This is a genomic window from Micromonospora lupini (genome assembly GCF_026342015.1).
Taxonomy (GTDB): Bacteria; Actinomycetota; Actinomycetes; order Mycobacteriales; family Micromonosporaceae; genus Micromonospora; species Micromonospora lupini_B.
This window is the reverse complement of sequence record NZ_JAPENL010000001.1, coordinates 1867490-1891233: the sequence shown is the minus strand read 5'-3', so window position 1 is coordinate 1891233 and position 23744 is coordinate 1867490. Positions and strand designations below refer to the sequence as shown.

Annotated in this window: 15 protein-coding genes; 10 read left to right on the top strand and 5 right to left on the bottom strand. The window is 70.6% G+C overall.

Going from position 1 to position 23744, the window contains the following annotated elements; all coding sequences use genetic code 11:
• Positions 1–188: 188 nt before the first annotated feature.
• The 4 genes from OOJ91_RS08290 (at position 189) to OOJ91_RS08275 (ending at position 4268) form a co-directional block, all read left to right on the top strand.
• The gene (locus OOJ91_RS08290; RefSeq protein WP_266244049.1) at positions 189–806 is read left to right on the top strand and encodes a TetR/AcrR family transcriptional regulator; all 618 of its coding nucleotides are present in this window, start codon (positions 189–191) and stop codon (positions 804–806) included.
• Positions 803–1477 carry a VC0807 family protein gene (locus OOJ91_RS08285; RefSeq protein ID WP_266244048.1) on the top strand — a complete coding sequence of 225 codons (675 nt, stop codon included), beginning with the start codon at positions 803–805 and terminating at the stop codon, positions 1475–1477. The genes OOJ91_RS08290 and OOJ91_RS08285 overlap by 4 nt, the downstream gene beginning before the upstream one ends.
• Positions 1474–2691 (top strand): nucleotide disphospho-sugar-binding domain-containing protein, encoded by a 1218-nt coding sequence (locus OOJ91_RS08280; RefSeq protein WP_266244047.1) that lies wholly within the window; start codon positions 1474–1476, stop codon positions 2689–2691. The genes OOJ91_RS08285 and OOJ91_RS08280 overlap by 4 nt, the downstream gene beginning before the upstream one ends.
• A 215-nt stretch (positions 2692–2906) precedes the next feature.
• Positions 2907–4268: a BNR repeat-containing protein gene (locus OOJ91_RS08275; RefSeq protein ID WP_266244046.1), complete on the top strand. Its 1362-nt coding sequence runs from the start codon at positions 2907–2909 to the stop codon at positions 4266–4268.
• Positions 4269–4338: 70 nt separating this feature from the next.
• Here the strand turns inward: OOJ91_RS08275 and OOJ91_RS08270 are convergent, their stop codons facing one another.
• Positions 4339–5151, bottom strand: coding sequence for an alpha/beta fold hydrolase (locus OOJ91_RS08270; RefSeq protein WP_266244045.1), 813 nt, complete (start codon positions 5149–5151; stop codon positions 4339–4341).
• 54 nt (positions 5152–5205) lie between these two features.
• Here OOJ91_RS08270 and OOJ91_RS08265 point away from each other — a divergent pair, with 54 nt between their 5' ends.
• Positions 5206–5604, top strand: a complete 399-nt coding sequence (locus OOJ91_RS08265) for a winged helix-turn-helix transcriptional regulator (protein WP_266244044.1) — start codon at positions 5206–5208, stop codon at positions 5602–5604.
• Between the two features lie 48 nt (positions 5605–5652).
• On the opposite strand, the gene OOJ91_RS08260 is transcribed toward OOJ91_RS08265, so the two are convergent.
• Entirely contained in the window at positions 5653–6273 is a 621-nt protein-coding gene (locus tag OOJ91_RS08260) for a GNAT family N-acetyltransferase (RefSeq protein ID WP_266244043.1), read from the bottom strand.
• 48 nt (positions 6274–6321) lie between these two features.
• Here OOJ91_RS08260 and OOJ91_RS08255 point away from each other — a divergent pair, with 48 nt between their 5' ends.
• A complete protein-coding gene (locus tag OOJ91_RS08255; protein ID WP_266244042.1) occupies positions 6322–7074 on the top strand; it encodes a hypothetical protein in 753 nt (250 codons plus the stop codon).
• A gap of 257 nt (positions 7075–7331) precedes the next feature.
• Complete coding sequence (locus OOJ91_RS08250; protein WP_266244041.1) at positions 7332–10517, top strand: penicillin acylase family protein; 3186 nt, start codon at positions 7332–7334, stop codon at positions 10515–10517.
• Between the two features lie 57 nt (positions 10518–10574).
• On the opposite strand, the gene OOJ91_RS08245 is transcribed toward OOJ91_RS08250, so the two are convergent.
• The 3 genes from OOJ91_RS08245 to OOJ91_RS08235 form a co-directional block, all read right to left on the bottom strand.
• On the bottom strand, positions 10575–16760 hold the full coding sequence (locus OOJ91_RS08245) for a S8 family serine peptidase (protein ID WP_266244040.1): 6186 nt from the start codon (positions 16758–16760) through the stop codon (positions 10575–10577).
• 14 nt (positions 16761–16774) lie between these two features.
• Positions 16775–16927 (bottom strand): hypothetical protein, encoded by a 153-nt coding sequence (locus tag OOJ91_RS08240; protein WP_266244039.1) that lies wholly within the window; start codon positions 16925–16927, stop codon positions 16775–16777.
• A gap of 80 nt (positions 16928–17007) precedes the next feature.
• A complete protein-coding gene (locus OOJ91_RS08235; RefSeq protein ID WP_266244038.1) occupies positions 17008–19962 on the bottom strand; it encodes an ATP-binding protein in 2955 nt (984 codons plus the stop codon).
• A 227-nt stretch (positions 19963–20189) separates the two neighbouring features.
• Between OOJ91_RS08235 and OOJ91_RS08230 the strand changes: the two genes are divergently transcribed.
• Genes OOJ91_RS08230 through OOJ91_RS08220 form a run of 3 tightly spaced genes read left to right on the top strand, consistent with a single transcriptional unit; the run spans position 20190 to position 23695 of the window.
• Positions 20190–21617, top strand: a complete 1428-nt coding sequence (locus OOJ91_RS08230; protein WP_266244037.1) for a hypothetical protein — start codon at positions 20190–20192, stop codon at positions 21615–21617.
• Positions 21614–22810 (top strand): ARPP-2 domain-containing protein, encoded by a 1197-nt coding sequence (locus OOJ91_RS08225; RefSeq protein WP_266244036.1) that lies wholly within the window; start codon positions 21614–21616, stop codon positions 22808–22810. The genes OOJ91_RS08230 and OOJ91_RS08225 overlap by 4 nt, the downstream gene beginning before the upstream one ends.
• Positions 22811–22858: 48 nt before the next feature.
• Positions 22859–23695 (top strand): TIGR02452 family protein, encoded by an 837-nt coding sequence (locus tag OOJ91_RS08220; protein ID WP_266244035.1) that lies wholly within the window; start codon positions 22859–22861, stop codon positions 23693–23695.
• Positions 23696–23744 lie beyond the last annotated feature (49 nt).

The window sequence follows — 23744 nt, the reverse complement described above, 5'->3', positions numbered from 1 at the left end:
GATATTTATCAATGAATCGTCAACGTAGCGCCGCGGAGATCCGCTGGCAACCGGAGTCGCCGCTGGTGATCGCACCGATCCGCCGCTGTCTGGGCGGGGTGACGACGCCCGGGCGCGGGGCGGTTGGTCGAAGGGTCCGGAGCGTGTGCCCTTGACGCGGTGGCCGGTCGCATGCTGCTATTTTATCCATGCAGATAACACCGGAGGTTGATCGAAAGACGCGGATCCTGGAGGCGGTCGTCGAGTTGCTCGCCGAGCACGGCTACGCGGGGGCGACGTTCGCGCGGATCGTTGAGAAGGCGCGACTCAGCAGCACGCGGCTCATCACGTACCACTACGACACCAAGCAGGAGTTGGTCGCCGCGGCACTGCGCCACATCGGTGAGCGGGCGCAGCAGTTCATGGTCCCGGCCATCGAGGCCGAGGCGTCGGCGCGCGGCAAGCTCGCCGCGTACCTGCGCTCGAACTTCCGCTTCCTCGGCGAACGACAGGCGTACGCGCGTGCTGCGGTCGAGATCGCCCGGAACCTGCCCCGCGACGCGGCGGACGCGGACCTTGGTGAGGACGTGCCGGTGGTGCTGCTGGCGCAGCTGTTCGTCTCCGGTCAGGAGTCGGGGGAGCTGCGCCGGTTCGACCCGGTGGTGATGGCGGTGACGGTCCGCGCCGCTGTCGATGCCGCCGTGGAGCGGTTCGCCCGCGAAGACGGGATGGACCTGGCCGTCTACGCGGAGGAGTTGTGCGCACTCTTCGATCGCGCGATCACCGTGGACCCGGCCTCGGGGGACCTCGGGGAGGTGCTCTCGTGAGGCTGGTGAACGAGGATTCGGGGGACGCGGTAGCCGCCGCCGAGGTGCGGGTGAGACGGGGCGCACGCCGCGCTCTGGTCGGACGAGTCGTCGTCGACGCGGTCCTGCCGCTTGTCGTCTACTACGCGCTCCGCGCCATGGGCGCCGACGTGTTGGCCGCCACCCTCGCCGCGGGCGCGGTCCCCGCGGCGTACGCCGCCCTGGTCGCCGCGCGCAGCCGCCGGGTCGACGTCGCCGGCCTCGTCGTCGTCAGCCTGTTCGTCGCGGGAGGCGCGTTGAGCGTGGTAACCGGGGACGCGCGTCTGCTGTACATCAAGGACGGATGGCTCACCGGTCTGCTCGGCGCCTGGGTGCTGCTGTCACTGGCCATGAAGCGGCCGTTCATGCTCCACCTCGGCACGGCCATCGCCACGGCCAAGGTCGGCGACGCCGGCGCCGCGGCGTGGCAGCAGCGCTGGATCGATGATCCCGTCTTCCGGCGCCGGCTGCGCCTGGTGAGCGTGGTGGTCGGCGTCGTACTGATGCTGGACGCCGTGGTCCGCGTCGCGATCGCCTCGGTGATCGACCTCGACGCGGTCGCGACTGTCACCAACGTGCAGTACGTCGTCATGCTCGCCGGGCTGCTGTCCTGGTTCTTCTGGTACACCGCCCGACACGGGCTGCGCGCATGAGCACGACGACAGGCGCGCACGTCGCCGTCCTCGCCGTCGGGGCCACCGGCCACCTGCTTCCCGTACTCGACGTGATCACGGAATTGCGGGCACGCGGGCATCGGGTCACCTGTTTCGCCCCGGACGTCGCGGTGCCCGCCGCGAGAGCCGCCGGCGCGGACGTCGTCACCTACGAGTCGACGCTCGTCACGCGCCCGTCGTCGTCGGTGCCGCCGGGCGACTTCGCGGTGTGGCTGCCGTTCGTGCTGGTGGCGGAGGCAGTCGCCGTCGTACCCCAGGTCATTTCCGTCCTGCGCGGCGACGTCCCCGACGTCCTGCTCTACGACCGGGCCGCCCACCCGGCCGGCCGCGCGCTGGCGCAGCTCCTCGACCGGCCGGCGGTGGCGCTGTTTCCGTCCTTCGCCCAGGGGCCGGCGTGGTCGCTCGCCGCGGCCACCGGCCAGGCGAGCGTGCTCGACCCCGCACATCCCGCCTTCACACCGTTGCAGGATCAGCTCGACCAGTTCTGTGCGCGCTGGGGAGTCGAGCGCAGCACCGTCCGCGACCTGGCCGAGGCGCGCGAGCGGCGATCGATCGCGTTCCTCCCGCGATGGTTCCAGTGGAACGGGGACGAGTTCGGCACGGACCAGCACTTCGTCGGACCGTGTCTGGGCTCGCGGCTCGGCGCCGGACCCGCGGCGCACGAACGGCTCGTGTACGTCAGCGCCGGCACCGCCGCCGCCGAGCCGGAGGCGGTACGGTCGCTGATCCGCTCCGCGGCCGCCGTGGCGCCGGACCACCGGGTGCTCGTGTCCACCGGCGGGTTCCCGGTCGACGCCCTCGGAACGGTGCCCGACCGGGTCGAGGCGCACGAGCACGTCGACCAGCTCGCCGCGTTGGCGCAGGCCGACCTCTTCGTCACGCACGCCGGGATGGGCAGCGTCATGGAGGCCCTCTGGTTCGCCGTCCCGATGGTGTGCGCACCTCGCACGAGCGAGCAGCACCTCGTCGCGGCACGTGTCGAGGCCCTCGGTCTCGGCGTGAACCTCAGCGACCGCGGTGGCCCGAGCGGGGACGAGGGCGTGGCCAGGATGCGCGACCTCGCGCACGATCCGACGACGCGCGAGCGGTTGCGCGCTGCCTCCGCGAAGGTGCGGGCCACCGGCGGGCGCCGAGCGGCGGCGGACGCGGTGGAGGCGGCCCTCGCGTCGGATCGGGATGAGGTCGACGCATGAGCGCGGCCCCGTCCTACGCGACCCGGGCCGTCACCTTCCGCCGCGCAGCGGGTCGCCGGTAGATTCCCGAAGAATCTTTCTGGTTGGCGGCAACCTGCGGGCGACGGATCGCATGTACCCCTGTGTAAGCGATGCCCGCCACGATCCACAGGGTCCGGCCGACGTGAAACGTCCGGATACCGGCGGCGCATGGGCTATCCACGAGAGGATCTCCGATGACGGTCTCGAAGCGTTACCGGGCTGGTTCGGCGCTGGTCGGCCTCCTGGTCGTCACCGGCGCGTCGCCGGCCTCGGCGGCGTCGCCGACGGTGAACGCGCCGACCACGACCACACTGACCACCCAGGGCCGCACCGCGGAAAGCTACACGGGTCTGATGAACGGCGAATCGTTCCAGCAGGACGGCATCGTCTCGCACGCCCGATGGCAGTACGCGGCGTTCTGGGACGAGCAGGGCTACGTCAACGTCTCCCGGCGTCCGACGAACGGCACGTGGCAGACCATCCGCCTGACGGACTACCGCACCACCACCACCGATTCGCACAATGTGATCAGCATCGGCCTGTCGCACGTGGACGGCAGCATCCACCTGTCGTTCGACATGCATTCCCAGCGTTTCCGCTACCGCAGGTCGGTGGCCGGCATCGCCACCTCGCCGGACACCGCCGCCTGGTCGCCGGGCATCTTCGGCGCTGTGCAGAACAACCTTGCCGGACGCGACATGGCCGTCATGACCTATCCGCAGTTCACCACGATGCCCGACGGCAATCTGCAACTGACGATCCGTACGGGTGAGAGCGGGAACGGCAACCAGGTCCTGTTCGAGTATCGGGATGGTGCGTGGAACTTCGTCGGCAAGATCATGAATGGCACCACGCTCGGCAACAATGCCTATCTGTTCGGTTTCCAGTACGACGGGCAGGGCGTGCTGCACATGACCTGGACCGTCCGGGAGACCTTCGACGCGAGCAGCAACCACGATCTCTACTACGCGTACAGCACGGACCGAGGCCGAACGTGGCGCAGTGGTTCGGGTGCGCTGATCGGCGCCGCCGACTCCAGCCCGATCTCGACGACCGCCGCCGCGGCACGGTTCTGGGCGATCGGACAGAACCGTGGCCTGATGAACCAGGAGTCGCAGACCGTCGACTCGGCGGGAAACGTGCACGTCCTGGCTTCCCACCTGCCGCCGTCGGCGCCAAGTGACGCCGTCTTCACCAACGCCCGCACCAGCGCCGTACTCGTCCACTACTGGCGCGAGGCTGCGACCGGCCAGTGGCGCCAGCGGATCCTCGGCTACCAGGCGGGTGTCAGCCGTGGCGACATCGGCGTCGATTCCCGGGACAACCTGTTCGTGGTAAGCGCTGCCTCGAACACGGGCGTGTTGCAGGTCGCGACGGCGTCCCGAGCCTCGGGTTGGTCGGACTGGGCCGTGCGCTACCGGTCCACGGCGACCTTCACCTCCGATCCGCTGCTCGACCACCGACTGCTGAAGTCCAACAACATCGCAAGCGTCTTCGCGCCGCATCCGGGCGGCAGCCGCATCGACGTCCTGAACTTCACGAGCGCCGGGAACTGACTCGCCACGAGCGGGAGCATTTTCCCGGTTCCCGCTCGTGGCGAGTCATCGCGACCCTGCCGCCGCTCGGCTAGGGCCCTGCGGAGTCGACGCGGAGCAACTGCGCGACGGCGTCCGGGCGGTCCAGTGGCACGAGATGGCCGCTGTGGGGAATCAGCTCACCGCTCAGGTCGTCGGCAATCGGGGTGAGCTGCCGGTGGAGCAGGTCGCCGACGGTGTTGCCGCCGACGGCCAGGGTGGGCGTGGTCAGTCGGCCGGCTGCGGCGATCGCTGCGGCGTTCTGCTCGGCGGCGCGGTAGTAGCCGAAGCCGCAGCGCAGCGCCTCACGGCCGGTGTACGCACTGACGAACGCGTCGCGGATCTCCGGGGGCACTCCCCGACGCTCGAAGGTGCCGGCCGTCAGGAACCAGTCGAGGTACTCGGCCTCGTGGCCTTCGAGCACCGTCTCGGCCAGCCCAGGGGCCGAGTGGAAGCCGAACCACCACGGTGGCGCCGGAAAGCCGCCGGGCAGGCCGGGCAGGGTCGCCTCCATCAGCACCAGGCGGCGCACCCGCGCGGGGTGCAGGGCGCCGAGCAGGAAGGCGGCGGGCACGCCCGCGTCCAGGGCCACGACCTCGGCCTGCTCGACCCCCAGCGCGTCGAGCAGGCCGAGCATGTCGCCGGCGCCGGTCACCGCGTCGAACCCGTCCGCCGCACGGGCGCTGTCGCCGAGCCCTCGTAGGTCGGGTGCGATGACGCGGCGCCGTCCACCCAGCAACGGCAGCACCTCGCGCCAGACCTGCCAGGTGTGCGGCCAGCCGTGCATGAGCAGCACCGGCGGGCCCGCGCCGTCCAGGGCGACGTTCAACTCGGTGCCGTTTGTCCGGATTCTGCGCAATTCCATGTCTGATCCCCTGCTGGTTACCATTGGTTACCTGCTCAACATGGGAGATATTCGGTGACCTGGCAAGACGGCACTTTCGCGCCACCTGGTGAGTCCGCGGTAACCGGGGACCTTTTCAGCCCGGATTGTCCGACTCGGCAGCTGCTCGACCGGATCGGCGACAAGTGGACGTCGATGCTGATCAAGGTGCTGGCGGAGAGCCATCCGGCAGAGCTCGGGTTCGCGGAGCTACGCCGTCGCGCCCCCGGGGTGTCGAACAAGATGTTGTCGCAGACGCTGCAGAGCCTGTGCCGCGACGGTCTGGTCACCCGCCGGGTCGAGGCGAGCGTGCCGCCGCGGGTCCACTACGCGCTCACCAGCCTGGGTCTCTCCCTGGACGCTCCACTGGCAGTGGTCCGAGCGTGGGCCGAGCAACACATATCCACGATCGAAGCGAGCCGTCGGAGGCCGTGAACGGGCTGCCGCCGCCCGGAGCGGACCCGAGGTGAGCGACGGTCTGGTTCACGTCGCGCCGGTGGTGGCGGGCCGCGAATAGTTGTACACGATGTAGCCCCGGTAGACGGCGAGCTTGTCGTACAGGACGCGAGCGTCGGCGTCGATCTCGGTGTTCCAGTACAGGCGTGGGGCGCCGTGCTCATCGCCATCCCTGGCCACCCACTCGATCATCGCCGTCGCGATGCCTCGCCGTCGCACCTGCGGATCGACGAACAGGTCCGCCAGGTAGCAGCGCCCGGCACCCCAGACGCTTGCGTGGAACAGGTAGTGCGCGATGCCCACCATCCTGTCGTCGAGCCGTGCACAGACGCCACGGATCTGCTCTCCGTCGACCAGGCGTTGCCACGTCCGTTCGTAGCCATCGTCGTCAACCTCGGTCGCGGGCCGACCCGGGCGGCCGGCCCAGTGCGCGTGGAAGCTTCGGGTCAACCCTTCCCACTCGTCGCGATCGGGTTCGGTCAACGGGCCGATGGTCAGCACGCTGCCATCCTGACATCGCCCTTGGCGCCCGCCGCACCCCGGAGCGATCTCGTGCGCCCCCGCGACAGTGGATGCGCCTGACAGGATGCGCCAGTGCGTCTTCGGCTTCTCCTCCTGTCCGCTGCTGCCTCCGGCGCCGCCTTCCATGGTGCGGGCGTCCTGACGGCCCGTCCGATCTGGCGTTTCGCAGAGGTGGTGAGCATCGGTCTGCTCCTCGCCTGCGCCCTGGTCAGCCGGTCGCCCGGTTCCCGATGGGCGCTGGGGACCGCCCTCGCGGTCCTGCTCGTGGACGCGGTCCGCACGACGCCTGCTCCTCGGGACGGCGCCGAATACGGCGGGATGACTTTCGGGCCCGGTCCGGACCCTGAGGTGCCGTCCGCGTTGGAAATGGGTTTCTCGCTCTGTTGGGCGTCGCTGACTGTGGTGTTGGTGCTGCTCGTCGCGTGGCGTCGCGGTGGCTGGCAGCGACGAACGGTGGCGCCGGGTGTCGTGGGGGCGGCGCTGATCATCGGGTACGCGGCCTTCCGTGTCGTCAGCATTCGGCGTGCCGTTGTCGCCGACCCTCCACGAGGGGCCGGCACCGATGTGGCCGAGCTGATGATGGCCGTGAGCATGGCCGTCCTGCCGCCCCTGGCCCTCGGGATCACCGCGCTGGCGCTCGCCTCGGCGCTCGCCGGCCACAGTCGACGGCTCGCGTCGATCGGTGCGGTCCTGCTGGCCCTGATGGCGCTGCCGCTGATGGACACCTGCATCACCATGGTCCCGATGCCCCTGTACGTGGGCAGCGTCAACGCCCTGTTCGGCGGGGATGCCATCAGGCCCACACTGTCCATGCCGCAACCGGTGCCGGCGCTCACGGCGGTGGTCGAACTGGCCGGGTACCTGCTGCTCGTCGCTGGCCTCACCACGTCATCCCGCCGGGAGGGCGCGTTACCGGCCAGGGCGTGAGAGGGCCGGCCCCCTGCTCGGCGCGGACGAGGTGGTCCGCCGCTCGTCCCCTCTGGCCGGAAGGCGGCGAAACGTCGGCATTGGCGCGTGGTGAACGACGGGTATCCCGAACGGGGTTCCTGCGTCGATCATTGCCCGGGAATAGACATGAGTCACTCTCACCTCCTGGCGGATCGCCCGGGCGAGGAGGGCGAGACATCGGCACCGGAAGCCGGGCGTGACCGAACGGCCCGACTCCGCGTCCCCGGAGGATCGCCATGCCCCGTCCCACTGTCCGTAACCGGCTCGCGGCGTTCACCGCCGCCGCCCTGACCGCGAGCGTCCTGACGGTGACCCCGCCGACGCCGGCGCTGGCCGCCAGCACGTTCGCCGCCAACGACTACTGCCTCGGCCAGTGCGCCGACATCCTGCCCCCCGGGCAGAACGGCAACGCCACGCTCGTCGCCATCCTGGCGCACCAGGCGCTCGGCACCCGCCCGGCGCACTCCAGCGACCAACTCGACGAGTACGCGAACCTGGTCTACAACTACGCCGGGCTGACCGACGAGCAGATCGCCCACTTCTACAACGACGCCTCGTTCGGCGTTCCCGCCGCGCAGGTGGAGAGCACCGTCTCGCCGCGCGCCGACGTCACCATCGTGCGGGACAAGGCCACAGGCGTGCCGCACGTCACCGGCACCACCCGCGCCGGCACCATGTTCGGCGCCGGCTACGCCGGGGCACAGGACCGGCTCTGGGTGATGGACCTGCTGCGGCACGTCGGCCGCGGCAACGTCACCTCGTTCGCCGGCGGCGCCCCCGGCAACCGGGAACTGGAGCAGAGTGTCTGGGCCAACTCGCCCTACACGGAGGCGGACCTCCAGGCACAGGTGGACGCGCTGCGGACCAAGGGCGCCCGGGGGCAGCAGCTCTACACCGACGTGGTCGACTACATCGCCGGCATCAATGCCTACATCGACAAGTCGATCGCCGACGACAACTACCCGGGCGAGTACGTGCTCGCCGGCGCCGGCAAGCCGACGCACTTCACCATGACCGACCTCATCGCCACCGCCGGTGTCGTCGGCGGGCTCTTCGGTGGAGGCGGCGGCAGCGAGATCCAGTCCGCGCTGGTCCGGGTGGCCGCCCGAGCCAAGTACGGTGCCACCGAGGGCGACCGGGTCTGGGCGGCGTTCCGGTCGCAGAACGACCCGGAGACCGTGCTCACCCTGCACGACGGGCAGAGCTTCCCGTACGGGGCGACGCCGCCGGGCGCGACGAGCGCGGTGCTCCCCGACGCCGGCTCGGTGGTCGCCGAGCCCCTCGCGTACGACGCCACAGGCGGGGCCGCCGCCCGCGCCGGCGCCAGCACCGCCACGAAGGAACTGCTTGGTGGTCTGTCCAACCTGCGCGCGCACGGCATGTCCAACGCGGTCGTGGTCTCCGGACAGCACACCACCACCGGCAACCCGGTCGCCGTGTTCGGGCCGCAGACCGGCTACTTCGCACCGCAGTTGCTGATGCTCCAGGAGTTGCAGGGGCCGGGTATCAGCGCGCGCGGCGCCGCGTTCGCCGGGCTCAACCTCTACGTGCTCCTCGGCCGGGGTCAGGACTACGCGTGGAGCGCCACCTCAGCCTCCCAGGACCTGACCGACACGTACGCGGTGCCGCTGTGCACCACCGACGGCAGCGCGCCGACGCTGCGCACCAACCGCTACCTCTACCACGGGCAGTGCCTCGCCATGGAGGCGCTGGAGCAGCGCAACTCCTGGTCCCCGACGCTTGCCGACTCCACCCCGGCCGGCTCGTACACGCTGCGGGCTCTGCGCACGAAGTACGGGCTGGTGGCCTACCGGGGGCTGGTGAACGGGCAGCCGACCGCGTTCACCAAGCTGCGCTCGACCTACCGGCACGAGGCCGACTCGGCGATCGGCTTCCAGGCCTTCAACGACCCGTCGGCGATGGGCAGCGCGGCGGCGTTCCAGGCGTCCGCGGCAAGCGTCGGGTACGCGTTCAACTGGTTCTACGTCAACTCGACCGAGGCGGCGTACTTCAACTCCGGCTCGAACCCGGTTCGTCCGTCCACCGCCGACCCGAACCTGCCCACGAAGGCCGAACCGGCGTACGAGTGGGCTGGCTGGAACCCGGACACCAACGACGCCACGTACACCCCGGCGTCGGCGCATCCGCAGTCGGTGAACCAGGACTACTACGTCAGCTGGAACAACAAGCAGGCGAAGGACTTCGGGGCCGCGGACGGCAACTTCAGCTTCGGCTCCGTACACCGTGCTCAGTTGCTCGACGGCCCGGTGCGCGCCGCGATCGCCCAGCGGAAGCTCGGCCGGGCCGACGTCGTCAAGATCATGGCGGATGCGGCGGTGACCGACCTGCGCGGCCAGCAGGTCCTCGGTGACCTGCTGCGGGTGCTGGACAGCACGCCGGTCACTGACCCGGCGCTTGCCGACGCGATCGGCAAGCTGCGGGCCTGGCAGCAGGCCGGCACCCGACGGGTGGAGACGTCTCCCGGGTCGAAGGTCTACCAGCACGCCGACGCCATCCGGATCTTCGACGCGTGGTGGCCGCTGCTGGCCTCGGCGGAGTTCCGCCCCGGCCTCGGCCCGGACCTCTACGCGGCGCTGGTCGACGCCATCGAGGTGAACGAGGCGCCGTCGGGCGGCCAGAACGGGGGACGCGACGGCGCCCCGAGCTGGGCGTCGCAGGGGCAGGCACACAAGGGCTCGTCGTTCCAGCACGGCTGGTGGGGCTACGTCGACAAGGACCTGCGCACCGTGCTCGGCGACCCGGTGGCCGGTGGGCTGGGCCGCGCGTACTGCGGCGACGGCAACGTCGGCGCATGCCGGCAGTCGCTGCTCGACGCGCTCGGCCAGGCCGCCGCGGTGCCGGCCACCACCGTGTACCCGGGTGACAAGTCCTGCGGGGCCGGTGACCAGTGGTGCGCCGACTCGATCGCCCAGTCCGGCCTCGGCGGCATCACCCACCCGCTGATCGCCTGGCAGAACCGCCCCACCTACCAACAGGTCGTCTCGTTCCCGGCGCACCGGGGCGACGACGTCACCAACCTGGCCCAGGGCCGCTCGGCGACCGCGTCGAGCACCCAGTTCCTGACCAGCTACACCCCGGGGAAGGCGGTCGACGGCAGCCTCGACAGCCGGTGGGCCAGCAGCTATAACGACAACCAGTGGCTCCGGGTCGACCTCGGCGCGGCCCGCACGGTCAGTCGGGCGGTGCTGCGCTGGGAGTCGGCATACGGGACCTCGTACCGGATCGAGGTCTCCGGCGACGGCAGCTCCTGGACGCCTGTGTTCACCACCACCACCGGTAACGGCGGCGTCGACAACGCCACCTTCGCGCCGGTCACCGCCCGCTACGTACGGGTGTACGGGGTCAAGCGGGCGACCTCGTACGGGTTCTCGCTCTACGAATTCGAGCTGTACGGGAAGTGACAGTGCCGGAGGGGGCGGCGGGAATCACCCGCCGCCCCCTCCGCTGCGCAACCACTCTCAGAGGCGCGGGTCCTGCTGAACCTTCAGGGCGTTGAGGATCGGGTCCGCCTCGCCCTTGTCGCGGCGAAGCTCGATCTTCAGATCGCCACCGGTGTGCTCGACGGTGACCGCTTTCGTCTCCGCGGTCAGCGCGCCGACAGTCGCCTGCACGTCGTGGTCGTAGAGAACGACCTTGCCGTCGGCGAGCACATCGAACGCACGCTTGCCGGCCTTGACCTTCTCGATCTCCGCGAAGTCGAGGCCGATCCGGTACGTGCCGGCGGGGGCGTTCTTGAACACGTAGGTGAACGTCTGGCCGGTCCGCTGGGTGCGGAACAGCGCGTCGTCCTCGGTGCCGGCGATGTCGGCCCTTGTGGTATTCACCTTTCCGCCGACGTGGCCCCAGGGGCGCGAGCCGAGCGCCTGGTCGGGCGCCCAGAAGAAGCCGTCGGAATCGACGTACCCCGAACCGCCCGCGTCGACGCCCTTCCAGTAGGCGGACGTCGCCAGTCGGACCGGCTTGAGCTGGGTCTCGCCCTTGCCGGCGTTCGACGCCACGAGCACGTCCCCGACGAGCACACCGGGCTTGCTGCCGGCGTTGTCGGCCGTCACCGTGACCGTGGTGGACGCGCCGGCCGCGAGCGTGACGGTGCCCGTCGCGGCCGCGCCCGTGAGGGCCAGCCAGGCAAGGTCGGCGGCCTCGTGTCCGCCGTCGCTTGTGCGCTGCTGCTCGCTGACCCGCACGTCGAGCGGGGCGGAGCCGGTGTTCGTGACTGTCACGTCGGCCGTCGCCTTCTGGTTCTTGTCGAGGAGCCAGTCGAGGTCAGCTCCCGTGACGGTGGCGATGCCCGTGGTCAGCGCCGTGTCGACGACCTCGGCCTGGTCCTTCTTCGTGATGGTCACCGGGTGGCTGACGGTGACGTAGTTCGGCGCCTCGATCTGCACCGTGTTCTCGCCGACCAGCGCCTGAGTCTTCCACCGGCCCTTCACGTCGGTCGTGATGACCCGCTCACCGTTCGGCCCCTTGAGCGTGACGATCGCGCCCGCCATGGGCTTGCCGTCGTTCTTGTCGGTGACGGTGCCCTCGATCGTGCCCGCGGCCGGAAGGGTGTACTCCAGGCCCAGACCGGCCTTCAGGACCGTCTGGTTGACGGAGAACTGGCCGGCGGGGTTGCGGGTCAGGCTCTCCACGCCGACAGTCGCCGACGAGCCCTTGGTGAGGGGGTTGTCGCCGCCGACGCCGTCGCCGTACCCGATCTGGATCCGTCCGTCCGCGATCAGGGTGACCGAGAAGCTCACGCGAGCCGTCTGGTCACCGTAGAAGGCGACGTTGCGCCACTCGATCACCTGCGCCGCCAGCCCGTCCACGGTCGTGGTGCCGTAGTAGATGCCCGCCTCGTCGTCGACGATGAGGTCGTCCCAGAGCGGATAGATCGCGTCGATCGGGTACGGCGACGGCAGTGCCGTGTTGCTCCCCGACGTGCTGGCGCGGTCGAAGGCAAGCGTGCCGTTCGTCGTCACGCACACGCCGTCCCAGGCCGTGTCGTAGAACGGGAACACGAAGCTGGAGTCGAACCACAGCACGCCGCAGAGGTCGTCGCCGTGCCACCCGGACTCCTGGGTGCCCTGGCGGTAGAGCCCGTCGGTCACCTTCATCGAGTACGAGCGACCTGCGGGCGCCACAGGTACGGGACCCGGATCCGGCTGCTCGGGCTCGGGGTCCGGCTCCACCGCGTCCGCGCGCGGGTCGCGCGTCACCCGCAGGGCGGCGATGCTCGGGGCCTTCAGGCCCTTCGAGCCCCGCAACTCCACGGTCAGCGGACCACCCTCGTGCTGCACGACAGCCTTACGCCAGTCGGCGGCGTTCGGCCCCACGGCCGCGGCCGCGTCGTACGCGTAGTCCGTCAGCGCACCGTCGACGACGACGTCGAACACCCGCTTCCCCTTGGCCACCTTGTCGATCTCGGCGAACCCGAGGTCGATCGCGTAGGTGCCCTTGGGCGCGTCGGGGAACGTGTAGAACAGTTGCTTGTCCGCCGTGGTGCGCTGCGACTGGAACAGGGCGTCGTCAGTCGTGCCGGCGATCCCGGCGTTCGTGGCGGCGACCTTGGTCTTCCCCTCGTAGCCCCATGTCTTCTTGCCGGCGGGCTGGTCCGCCGACCAGGCGTAGCCGGAGCCGTCGGTGAACTTCGCGCCACCGGCGTTGACGCCGACCTGGTACTTCGTGGTCGTGAGCGTCACCGGGACGTAGGTCTTGGACTGGCGTCCGGAGTCCGACCGCACCACGATGTTCGCGCCGAGGACTCCGGGCTTGGCACCCTTCGAGGACAGCGAGACCTTGACAGTCGTCGACTCGCCCGGGGCGAGGGTGCCGCCGGTCGAGGAGAGCGACAGCCACGGCAGGTCGGTGAGCAGGTCGTCCTCGACGTCGACGAGCGCGACGTCGTCGGCGACCTGGTCCACCGCCCACAGCGCGCCTGTCGAGTCGGTCTCGAGGCCACCGCCCTGGCCCGCCTTCTGGCCGGGGAACCACCACGCGTTCACAAGCGAGCAGTCGTCGGGGTCGACCTGGAGGAGACGGGTGGGCCGGTTCGAGGTGAGGTCGGTGTACCAGATGGTGTCGGACGCCTGGTTGTAGGCCAGGCCCATCACCTCGGGCAGCGGCGGTGAGCAGAAGGACAGCAGCGCACCCGGGTTGTCGTGCGACGTGCCGGCGACGGTGCCGATCATGCCGTTCGCCCGGCCGCCGACATAGAACACGTCCTGCGTCGGGTTGTAGGCGAGTCCGGTCAGTTGGAGCGTGGACCAGTCACCCTTGATCTGCCTCGTCTCCTTGCCGGTGTCGGTGTTGAAGCAGTGGATGAAGCTGGCCGGGCTGTCCTCCATCTGGCACATGTCACCGGTCTTGGTGTCGAGCGCCATGTCGAACGCCCGGTACGCGGGGTTCCATGCCGCGTCGAAGACCTTCCCGGTCGGCTTGCCGGTCACTGTGTAGGCGGTGTTGGTCCGGGCGTTGTAGTCGTGGACCCAGACGTCGCCGTCGTACCCGACGCCGGAGGGCTCCTTCTCCGCGATCGTGCCCGGAATGGCGATCCGGGTGATGACGTCACCGCCGGAGGTCGTACCGACCTTGGCGGCCGCCTGTGCCTCAGCGGCGCTCGCCGTCGCGGCCTTGCCGTCGACGTTCGACGGCTTCATCCCGCTCGCGCCGGTCTTCCAGGCGGCGAGGTCGATCGTGCTGGCCGCGCCCTTCCCGGTGCGCCCGGTGGCGCCGGCGGCGTCGAGCTCGGGGTGACGCGCGGCCTCACCCAGGTTGTACGTGAGGGGGGCGGAGCCGTTGTTGGTGAGCGTCAGCGAACCCGTGCCGTTCTGGTCGGCGCCCAACAGCGCGTCGAGGCCGTCGGCCTTCAGGCCGGCGACGCCAGTGATCAGCCGCGCGTCGACCGTGGCCTTGGCGTAGAGCTTGTCGAGCGAGAACGGGTACGCCGCGGTCGTGTAGTTCGGCGCGTCGACGGTCATGGTGTAGTCGCCCACCGGAAGCTGGCGATGCACGACGCCGGTCCCGTTGGTAGTGACCGTCTCGACGAGGCCGTCCTTGTTGCTGAAGGAGACCTTGGCACCGGCCACCGGCTGCCCGTCGTTCTTGTCGACGACTGTCGCGTCGAGGTACCCGAAGTCGGGCAGGTCGTAGGTGACGACCATCCCGTCGCGCAGCACCGGGGCGTGGTCGGAGAACCGGATGCCGTCGACGCCTGCCCAGCCCTGGATGCCGGTGACGGCGTGCACGCCGGCGGTCACCGGGTCGTCGGACCCGACGCCGTCGCCGTACCCGAAGATCACCGTGCCGGAGCGGGTGAGCGTGGCCGAGAAGTTGACCGGTTCGGTGTACTCCGTCCGGTCCGGATAGGCCCAGAGCTTGGCGTTGCGGTACTCGATGACGAACGCGTCCTCGCCGTTGACCTTGGTGGCTGCCGTGAAGACGCCTCCACCGGGGGCGAACTCGACGGGGGTCTCGACGTAGAACGGGAAGATGCCGGCCCCGCCATAGCCGGGTCCGGTGGCGCCGTCCGGGGCGATCACGCCGCGCAGGCCGATGCCGAGGCTGTCGTGGCTGCCGTTGTAGAGCGCGATCGGGAACGGCAGCTGCACCGTGGCCCACACGCCGCTGCCGAAGGCTACCGGTTCGGTGCCGCGCAGGTACTCGCCGTCGGCGACGGCACAGCTGTAGCCGCCCTTGTCGACGACGAGCCCGACCGAAATCTCGGTCGACGGGTTCTGCGCGCCGACGGTCAGCGGGACCGTGCTGGGCGAGAAGCAGGCGTTGGGCTTGACGGCCAGCTTGTACGCGCCCTCGGGCACAGCGGTGATCGTGAACGCGCCGTTGGTATCGGTGCGCACCGGCTTCAGCGGCGTGTCCGTGACGGACACGTCGGCGTTCGGGACCGGCTGCTTCTTGTCGTCGACGACCCGGCCGCTGATGTCGTGCTTGGCGGCGGCGGTGAGCGGCAGCTTGACCGAGGTGTCCTGGCCGAGAGTGATGGTGACGTTTGCGGTCGCGGTCAGGTAGCCGAAGACCTTGGTGCTGAGCTGGTAGTCGCCGACCGGGAGGTTCGTCGTGAACCGGCCGTCCTTGTCGGTGCCGATCGACCGGCTGAACGGCCCGCTGATCGTCACGTCGGCCGCGGGGACCGGGGCGCCGTCGGCGGTGACGACACCGGTGAGGGTGCCGCCCTTACGGGGCGCGAGCTTCAGCAGGCGAACGAGGTCGAGCCGGCCCTCGCCGTACTTGTTGTTGATCTCGGCGGTGCCGCCGCACTCGGTGTCGTCGACGTCGACTGCCGACTCGCCGAGCAGGCGGCGGGTCTCCTCGACCTGTCCGATCAGAGTCGGGTCGTAGCTCCAGAGCGCCGCCACGGCGCCGGCGACGTGCGGTGCCGCCATCGACGTACCGGACATCTCGACGTAGCTGTTGTTCGGATAGGACGAACGGACGAGGTCACCCGGGGCGGAGATCTCGGGCTTGATCCGGCCGCCTTCGCCCTCGCCCTTGCGGGAGAACGCCGCGAGCGTGCCGTCCGACGAGTAGGCGCCGACGGAGTAGGCGCTCGTGGCGGAGCCGGGCGAGGAGACGGTGTCACAGTCCGCGTACGGCGTGGTGTTGCCCGACGACCAGACGCTGAACATACCCGCGGCGCTCCATGCCTCGTCGATGGCCTGGAAGAAGTCGTCGAAGTTGTGCTCTACGGTCTGGCCCCACGAGTTGTTGATGACGTGGGGGCGCTTGGACGGGTCGGGGTTGTTGCCCTGGAGGTCGGTCGGGGCGAGCAGCCACCAGCCGGACCGCAGTAGCGACTCGACGCCTGTGCTGTCGCAGCAGCCGTTCGTCGCGATCCACTGCGCGTCCGGCGCGACGCCGACGTGGTTGGTGCCGTCGTCACCGACCATGGTGCCCATGGTGTGCGTGCCGTGTCCGTTGTCGTCGCACGGCGCTCCCGTGCACGTGCCCCGGGTGGCCATCCAGTTGTAGTTGTGGTCGATGGTGCCGTCGGGCTTCGTGCCCCGGTACTGCTGCATGAGGGCGGGGTGGTCGAACTGAACGCCCGAGTCGAGGTTGGACACCGTGATGCCCGCGCCGGTGGCCCCCATGGCCCAGGCCTCGGGGGCGTGGATGGCGTCCAGACCCCACGTGGAGGTGCCTGCCTCGGCGGCCTTCTTTCCGGCGGCGGGTCGGGCAGCCTGGTCGGTGGGGATCTTCTCGTCCACCGGCTCGACGAGCGCGACCTGCGGCGTCGCGTGGATCTCGGCGACCTGCACCTTCGAGGCCACGTTGAGGGCGAGCTTCTCGGTGCCCCCCTTGACGAGCACGGCGTTGGCGATCGGGTAGGAGGTGTACGTGACGCCTGCCCGGTCGAGGTCGCTGGCGACGGATGCCAGGGACTTCTTCGCCGCCGCGTTCAGCGCGTCGTAGACGAACTGACCACGTGCGGTCCAGTCGCTGAGCTTCTTCGCCGGCCCGAGGTCGGCTCCGGTCTCGAACGTGATCCAGAAGTCGGACTGTGGCTGCGCGCGGAAGCGGTCCTTGAGGTTCGAGGCGATCTTGTTGGCGGGGCCTGGATCAGGCTCGGCGGCGGATGCCGGTGGTGCCTGGATCATGCTCAGGCCGACCGCTACGGCAAGCGAAGCCGCGAGGGCTTTGAGTTTCATGAGAGTCCTTCGACCTACAGGGGTTGGTAGGGGTCGTGGTTCATGTGGTCGTCGGCACCGTCGGCGTCATGGGCGTCGGGGGCACTGACGCGCGGCTCGCGGGGCGGCTCAGGTGGCGGCTGCTGCTCGATCGCGGCGTCGTCACGCGCGACGTGTCGCTCAGGCATGCATTGCCCAATGGCTATGGATCATGGACTCATGCTCGGCGGGACACGTGACCTTCGCTATCCAGCGGATACGTCAATATTCATGACGCGTCGTCGAGAGAGTCCTCTTCCGCGAACACTCCGGCCTCCACGGCCTTGACCGCGAGCGCCGTCCGGGAGGTCACCTTCAGCTTGCGCATCGCCGCACGAAGTTGCTGGTCCACAGTGGCCGGAGACTTGGCCAGGATCCGGCTGATCTCCCGGTTCGTCTTGCCGGCGACAACCAGTTGGACCACGTCGAGTTCGCGAGGCGAGAGCTGGTCGCCGTACCCGCGCCGGCCGCCGCGCCACAGTCTCGGGACCTCGGCGCCGTGTTCGCGAAGGCGCTGCGCGACACGATCCGCATCACCGCGGGCGCCGAGCCTGAACAGCTGCTCGTACTGGGTCGCCAGCAGCTCTCTGCCCTTGTCGATCCGGCCGTGCGCGATGAGCGCCTCGGCCTGACGCTCGCGGGCGAGCATCGCGTCGTAGGGGCGGGGCAACGCGCTCCAGGCGCGCGCCGCTCGATCCCACGCCGTCGCCGCGCGGGCGTGCTCTCCGGCCGCGGCGAGCAGCAGGGCACGGCATACCGTGAGCGCGGCGCGAGGCGCCGGCGCCGTACTGCCACGCAGTCCCCTGGCGAACTGGTCGCCCAGGCGCGTAGCGGCCTTCCGGTCGCCCGCGGCGAGGTGCGCCTCGATCCGGGCGGGGACGAGATCCGTCGCCCAGATCCAGATGCCCTTCCTCCGTACGGTGTCCATCGGCTCGTTCGTGATGTGCAGCGCCCGGCCGCTGTTTCCGTCCGTCAGCCACAGTCTGGCCAGCGCGGCGGCGGCCTCCATCGTGTCGTCGGCCGCGCCGAGACGGGCGGACTCCTCCAGGACCAGCCGGAACTGCTCCTCGGCTGCGCGTCGTCGTCCGGCCGCGGCTGCCAGCCGGGCAGCGAGGCGAATGCTGCCGAGGTAGTGCGCCGGTCGGTCGCGGTCGGCATCGGCGAGTGCCGCGCTCCGCTCCGCGAGGCCCTCCCACCGACCGGTGAGCCACGCCAGGTTGGCCAGTTCGAGTCGGACGTTGTGGTGTAACCGGAACGCCTGCTCGGCCTCGGCGAGGCGCAGGGCCACGGCGAGGTGGTCCTCCGCGTCGGCGTACCGACCCCAGATCAGCGCGCCGGTCCCGATGTTCGCGTGGATGCGGGCCACGTCGAGACGCTCCGCCGCGGTCGCGCCGTCGACGGGCAGGTCGGCGACGACGTCCCAGGCTTCCTCCTCGCCGAGCATGAGCAACGCCGCGGCTCGGTTGCCGGCCAGGTTCAGCCGCTCCGCGGGAGAGTCGAATTCGGCGGTGAGTTCGGCGGCGCGATCGAGCCAACGCCTGTGCGTCGACGCCGGCCACGGTCCCGCGTAGGCCCAGCCGAGGTAGGTCATCGCCCGAGCCGCCTCGACCGGGTCATGGTCGAGGTTCGCCACCGCCTGCTCCAGCTCGCTGAGCGCCGCCTGCGCCTCGCCCCCGGTGATGAGGAGCCGACCCAGGGGGTTGCGGATCTCGGCCTGCTGCCGGGCGGAGAGGCCGGGGGTCTCCAGCACCGAGCGCAGAGTACGGATCACCCGGTGGTAGACCCCGTCGACCGGTTCGCGGCGGCCCAGCGCGGCGACTCCGGCGATGCGCGCGACCCGTGCCCGATCCACGGGCGGCAGCACGGCCCGCGTCATCAGATCGACAAGCAGGTCGACAGCCTTGGTGTGGTCACCCGAGGCCATCGCCAGCTCGGCGCCCTGCTCGGCGTACCGTGCCCAGGACCGCGTTTCGCCCGCCTCGCGGAAGTGGTGGGCGAGGCGTGCCACGGCCGGCGGAGAATCGTGCTCCAGGGCCCGGCCGGCCAGCAGGTGGAAGTGTCTGCGGTCGGTCAACGGGATCGCCTCGTACACGGCCGTGGCGGCCAGCACATGCCGGAACCGCCACCGGCCGCGGTCGTCGCCGTCCAGGACGCCGGCGCTGGCCGCCTCCGCGACAGCGCCTCGGCACGCGGCCGGTGACAGGCCGGCGGTCATCGCGATCGTGGCCACCGAGGACCGCTCGGCCAACGTGGCCGCGGCCCGCAACACCTGCTGCGCCGTCGGCGACAGACGGCTCACCCGCTCGCGGGTGGAGTCGCGCACCGTCGGCGGCACCTGGAGTTCGCGCAGCTTCAGCCGGACCCACTGTCCGTCCCGGAAGACGAGGTCGGCGCGGTCGCACATCAGGCGAACGGACTCCTCCAGGGCCAGCGGAACACCGCCGGTCCGCTCGTGCATGAACGTCGTGAACTCCTGCGATATCGGGTTGCCGTCAAGCATCGACGACACCAGCGCTGCCGTGTCGTCGGGTTGCATGGGCGCCAGGGCGATCCTCAGCTGGGTCACGCCGGCGGGCAACCTTGACGTCAGCCGCAGCAACAGCGATCCGTCGTCCACCTCCTCCGGCCGATAGGAGATCACGAGGCTCGGTCCGTGCGACTGCTGTCGGGAGGTGACGAACAGCAGGAACTCCAGGGTCACCTCGTCGGCCCAGTGCGCGTCCTCCAGCACGAGAACGTCGACACGCATGGCCCGCAGCAGCTCGTCCAGGGCGCGGAACAGGCGATGCCGTGCCGCCTTCGCATCGTCCAGGGGCGGCAGTGCCGGCGGCAGGTCCGCGGACCATTCCGGGAACAGGGGCTGCAACGCACCCGCCAGCTCGGTGAGCCGCAGGTGCGACACCGGGCGGTCGATCCCCCGGAACGCGTCGACGATCGGCCCCAACGTCAGCGACTCGCGAAGCGGTGGGCACACCGACACCAGGGCGGTGCGCCTCTCCGGCGCGGCCAGCCACTCCCGCAGCAGTCGGCTCTTTCCGATCCCCGCCTCGCCCTCCACGAGCACGATCGCCGGTGGGCGGGCCAGGGCGCCGCGAAGCGCCGCCATCTCCCGATCACGGCCCACGAACTGTGGCGTGGAGACGGTCGGCGCGGTTCCGTCGTCCTCGGGGGAGGGGTCGAGCATGCGTGATGATCTCTCTTCTCGCTGCTCGGGCACAAGGGCCGCGTTGCGGGATCCTCATCGCCTGCGGCACTCGGCACCACAAGCACCCGTGGCGGGTATCGTGGCCGGGCCGGCCGCGGGACTTCGGTGCGACTTCCGGAACCCGCCTCTGAAGCGATGCTTCGCAGTTCGTGCCCCCATTCCCCGGCCGGCCCCGTCGTCACAGCAGGGAAGGGTGGGTCGCGGTCATGTCGCGGGCGGATCGGGTCGCGTGCGAGGACGTGGTCATGTTCGTCAACGCCGCGATCGCCTCGACGGCCCAGCGCGAGTTCCGCTCCGACGCCGCCGCGCAGCGCCTGTCGTTGGGGTTCCTGCACGAGTACGTGCTGGGCAACTACCGCGACCTGTATGCCGCGACCCTGGCCCTGGACGTCAACGACCGCAACGCGGCCCTGGTGGTGACGAACCTGCTCCGCACCGCGCGGGAGGCCAGCGCCGCGCAGCGGGCGGTGGAGGGGCGGCTGATCGCGGCGCGACTGCGGTCGCTGCCGCCACAGCGGGTGTACGGCGTGATCCGCGAGCTGCGCCGGTTGCGGATCAACAACCGGCGCACCCGCGCCATAGTGCGTGACTGGGTGGCGGCGCGACCCGACCCGGCGTTCGACGCGATCAAGTACCGCCGATCGTTGTCGGTCGCCGCCCGGCACGCACACCTGCCACTTCCCGGCGAGGTCGGGACGGTGCTGTTCGACTGGCGCCGACCGAAGCGCTACGAGACTCCGATACTTGAGGCGTGGCGACGCGCCCACTACGAGCAGCGGGCCCTGTACGAGCTGCCGTACACAGTCGCCGAGGGGCTGGCCGCCCAGCACGGCATCGACCGGGCCCGGTTCCTGACCGGCATCGCGCCCAGGCTCACCGACCGTGAACGGCTGCGGCTGCAGGGAACCGCCGCACGGCACAGGGTCGAGTCGATCGCGATGGACCTCGCCACCGCACCCCTGACCCGCCTCGCGATCCACGTGCTGTCGCTGCCCCGCCCGGAACGCGCCCGACGCCGCGACGAGCTGACCGGCGCGCTCCAGGCCGCCGCACGCCGGGCCGCCCGCCGCCAGGCCGGCACCTGGGGACGGGTGGTGGCGGTCCTCGACGACAGCTACTCCGCGGCCGGCTCCGGTGTGAAGCGCCGCCGGCCGCTCGCCGTCGCCCTGGCCACGCACTATCTGCTGGAGTCCCTGGCCGCCGACTACACGGGACTGTGGCTGCACCACCGCGGCGACCCGCTGCTGGTCCACCCCATCGGCGCCACCGGGTTGGGCACGCGCATCGTCGACGGCCTCGAACACCGCCCCGACCGGCTCGTCATCGTCTCCGACGGCTGGGACAACGCCCCACCCGGGCAGGCCGCCGAGGTGCTGCGGGTGTGGCGTAGCCGCCTCGATCCCCACCAGGCCACGAGCGTCGTGCACCTGAACCCCGTCTACGACGCCGACACGTTCGACGTACGCCGTCTCGCCGCCGGCGTGGCCACCGTCGGTGTCCGCGACGCCGAGGACGTCGCCGCGCTCGTCGAACTGGCTCGTTTCGCCACGGGCAGCGCCGGCTTCGACGAGCTGCGCCACCACCTCGCCGACCGCGTCGAGCGGTTCCTCACCCCGGAGGGGGCAGCGCCGTGACGAACGCCGGCGACGGGATCGACCTGACCGGGCTGACGGCGGGCCCCGCCCAGACGTGGGGCGCGATCCGCCTCGTCCCGCTACTGCGGGCGAGCCCCGTCACCGATCTGCGCCTGCATGCCCGCCTCTACGACCCCGACGAACTGTCAGTGGTCCACGTCGAGCCCCGCACGGCGTACGTCTCCTACATCCCGCACTCGTTTGTCGCCACCTGGACCACCGACGCCACCCCGGCCGCCGCCTACGGCACCCAGCTCCGCGCCCCCGCCGACACCCGCGCTCCGAGCGGTATCCGGCTGACGTTCCGCCGTCGCCTGGCTCGCCGGGAGGCCCGGCAGCGGCTGCGTTTCCTGCCGCTGCACCTGGCCCTGGAGGGTTACCTCGCGCTGCAGTTCGGTGGCCCCTCCATCGCCTGGCAGGAATGGACCCACCATGCCGTCACCTGCGGCCTGTCCCCCCGGGTGGAGGCCGGCTACACAGGCGCCAGCATCGCCGGCCTCGACGACGCGCTGCGCGTCTTCGAGATCCACCCGGACCAGTGCGGCATGATGCTGTACGCCGCAGACGCGCTCGCGGCCGCGTTCGTCGTCCCGCACCCGGACGACTACCGCGCCCTGCACCCCACGCTGTTGCAGGATCTCTACGGTGAGCTGCTGTTCCACTACGCGCACCTGTATCCGGCCGTGCCCGAGTTCAGCCCCCGCCTCGACGACACCCGCGTCGCCAGCATCGCCGACCTGCGCGCCCAGCTGACCCGGGCCGATGCCGACTGGAAGTCCTTCCACGCCGGCCTGGCCGATGGCTTGCTCGCCGCCGGGCGACTCACCGTCACGCCTGTGCACCGCATGGGTCGCTTCACCCTGGCGCGGTTCCTGCCCGCGTTCGACCTCGACACCGACAACCACATCGGCGAGACCATCACCGACGAGGCCGGCCGGCTGGCCTACCTCAAGACGTTCCGGCTGTCGGCTGCCCAGACCCGCCGTGGGCATCTGCTGTCCCAGCTCGCCGCCAACGACTGGGACCTCGACGCCACCGCCGCGACACTCGGCGCCGACAGGAACGCCCTGGTCCAACGCCTCGACCGCGCCGGCTTCGGCCACCTGCTCCGCCCCGACATCATCGACGCCTGGCGCAGGCGTACCCGAGAACCACGTACGAAACCGCTTGCCCGTCGGGGCGGGACTGCCTAACTTGCTCATCATGGTGAACGACTGTCGTAGCGCGGACGGGTACGCCGGGTGAGCGGTCGTCTTCGCGAGATCGCCCGGCAGACGGTCGCAATCGCTGATTCGGGTCGCTATCGCAATGCCGCGGGCGACGAGGTGGGCATCGGCGAGCTGGTACGTGCCGCAGTCGCCGGCACTCGTCTCCACCTGCCGGACGAGGTGCCCGCGGCGGAAAGCGCCGAGCCCGGCGGCCGCAGGGTGGAGGTGACGAACGAGTCGACGTTGCAGGCAGCCCGTCGACTGGCGCCCGGAGCGGCCTGCCTGGTGTTCGCCTCGGCGAAGAACCCGGGTGGTGGGTTCCTGGGCGGGGCGAAGGCGCAGGAGGAGAGCATCGCCCGGTCCTCGGCGCTGTACCCGTGTCTCCTCGCCGCCCGGGAGTTCTACGCGTTCCACCGCGACCAGCGGGACCTGCGGTACAGCGACCGCGTCATCTTCTCGCCGGACGTGCCGGTGTTCCGGGACGACAGGGGCGACCTGCTCGACCAGCCGTACACGGCGTCGTTCCTGACCGCCGCGGCGCCGAACCTGGGCGCGATCCTGCGCAACCAGCCCGAACACGGTCCGGACGTACCGGCGGTGCTGGCCCGACGTGCTCGCCGGGTGCTGGAGGTCGCGGCCGCGCACGGACAGCGGACTGTGGTGTTGGGAGCGTGGGGATGCGGCGTCTTCCGCAACGATCCCGCCACGGTGGCCGACGCCTTCGCCGACGCCCTGCGGGAGGTCGATCGCTTCGACCACGTGGTGTTCGCCATCCTCGACAACGTGCCGGGAACACCTGTGTTTCGCACGTTCGCGGAACGCTTCCCGGGAACCGCCGCGGCCCCGGGGGTGGACGGCGGGCGAGGGTGAGCGGCACGGATCGCGTCGCACTGTAGCCGCGCGTTCCCACGACAGTTGG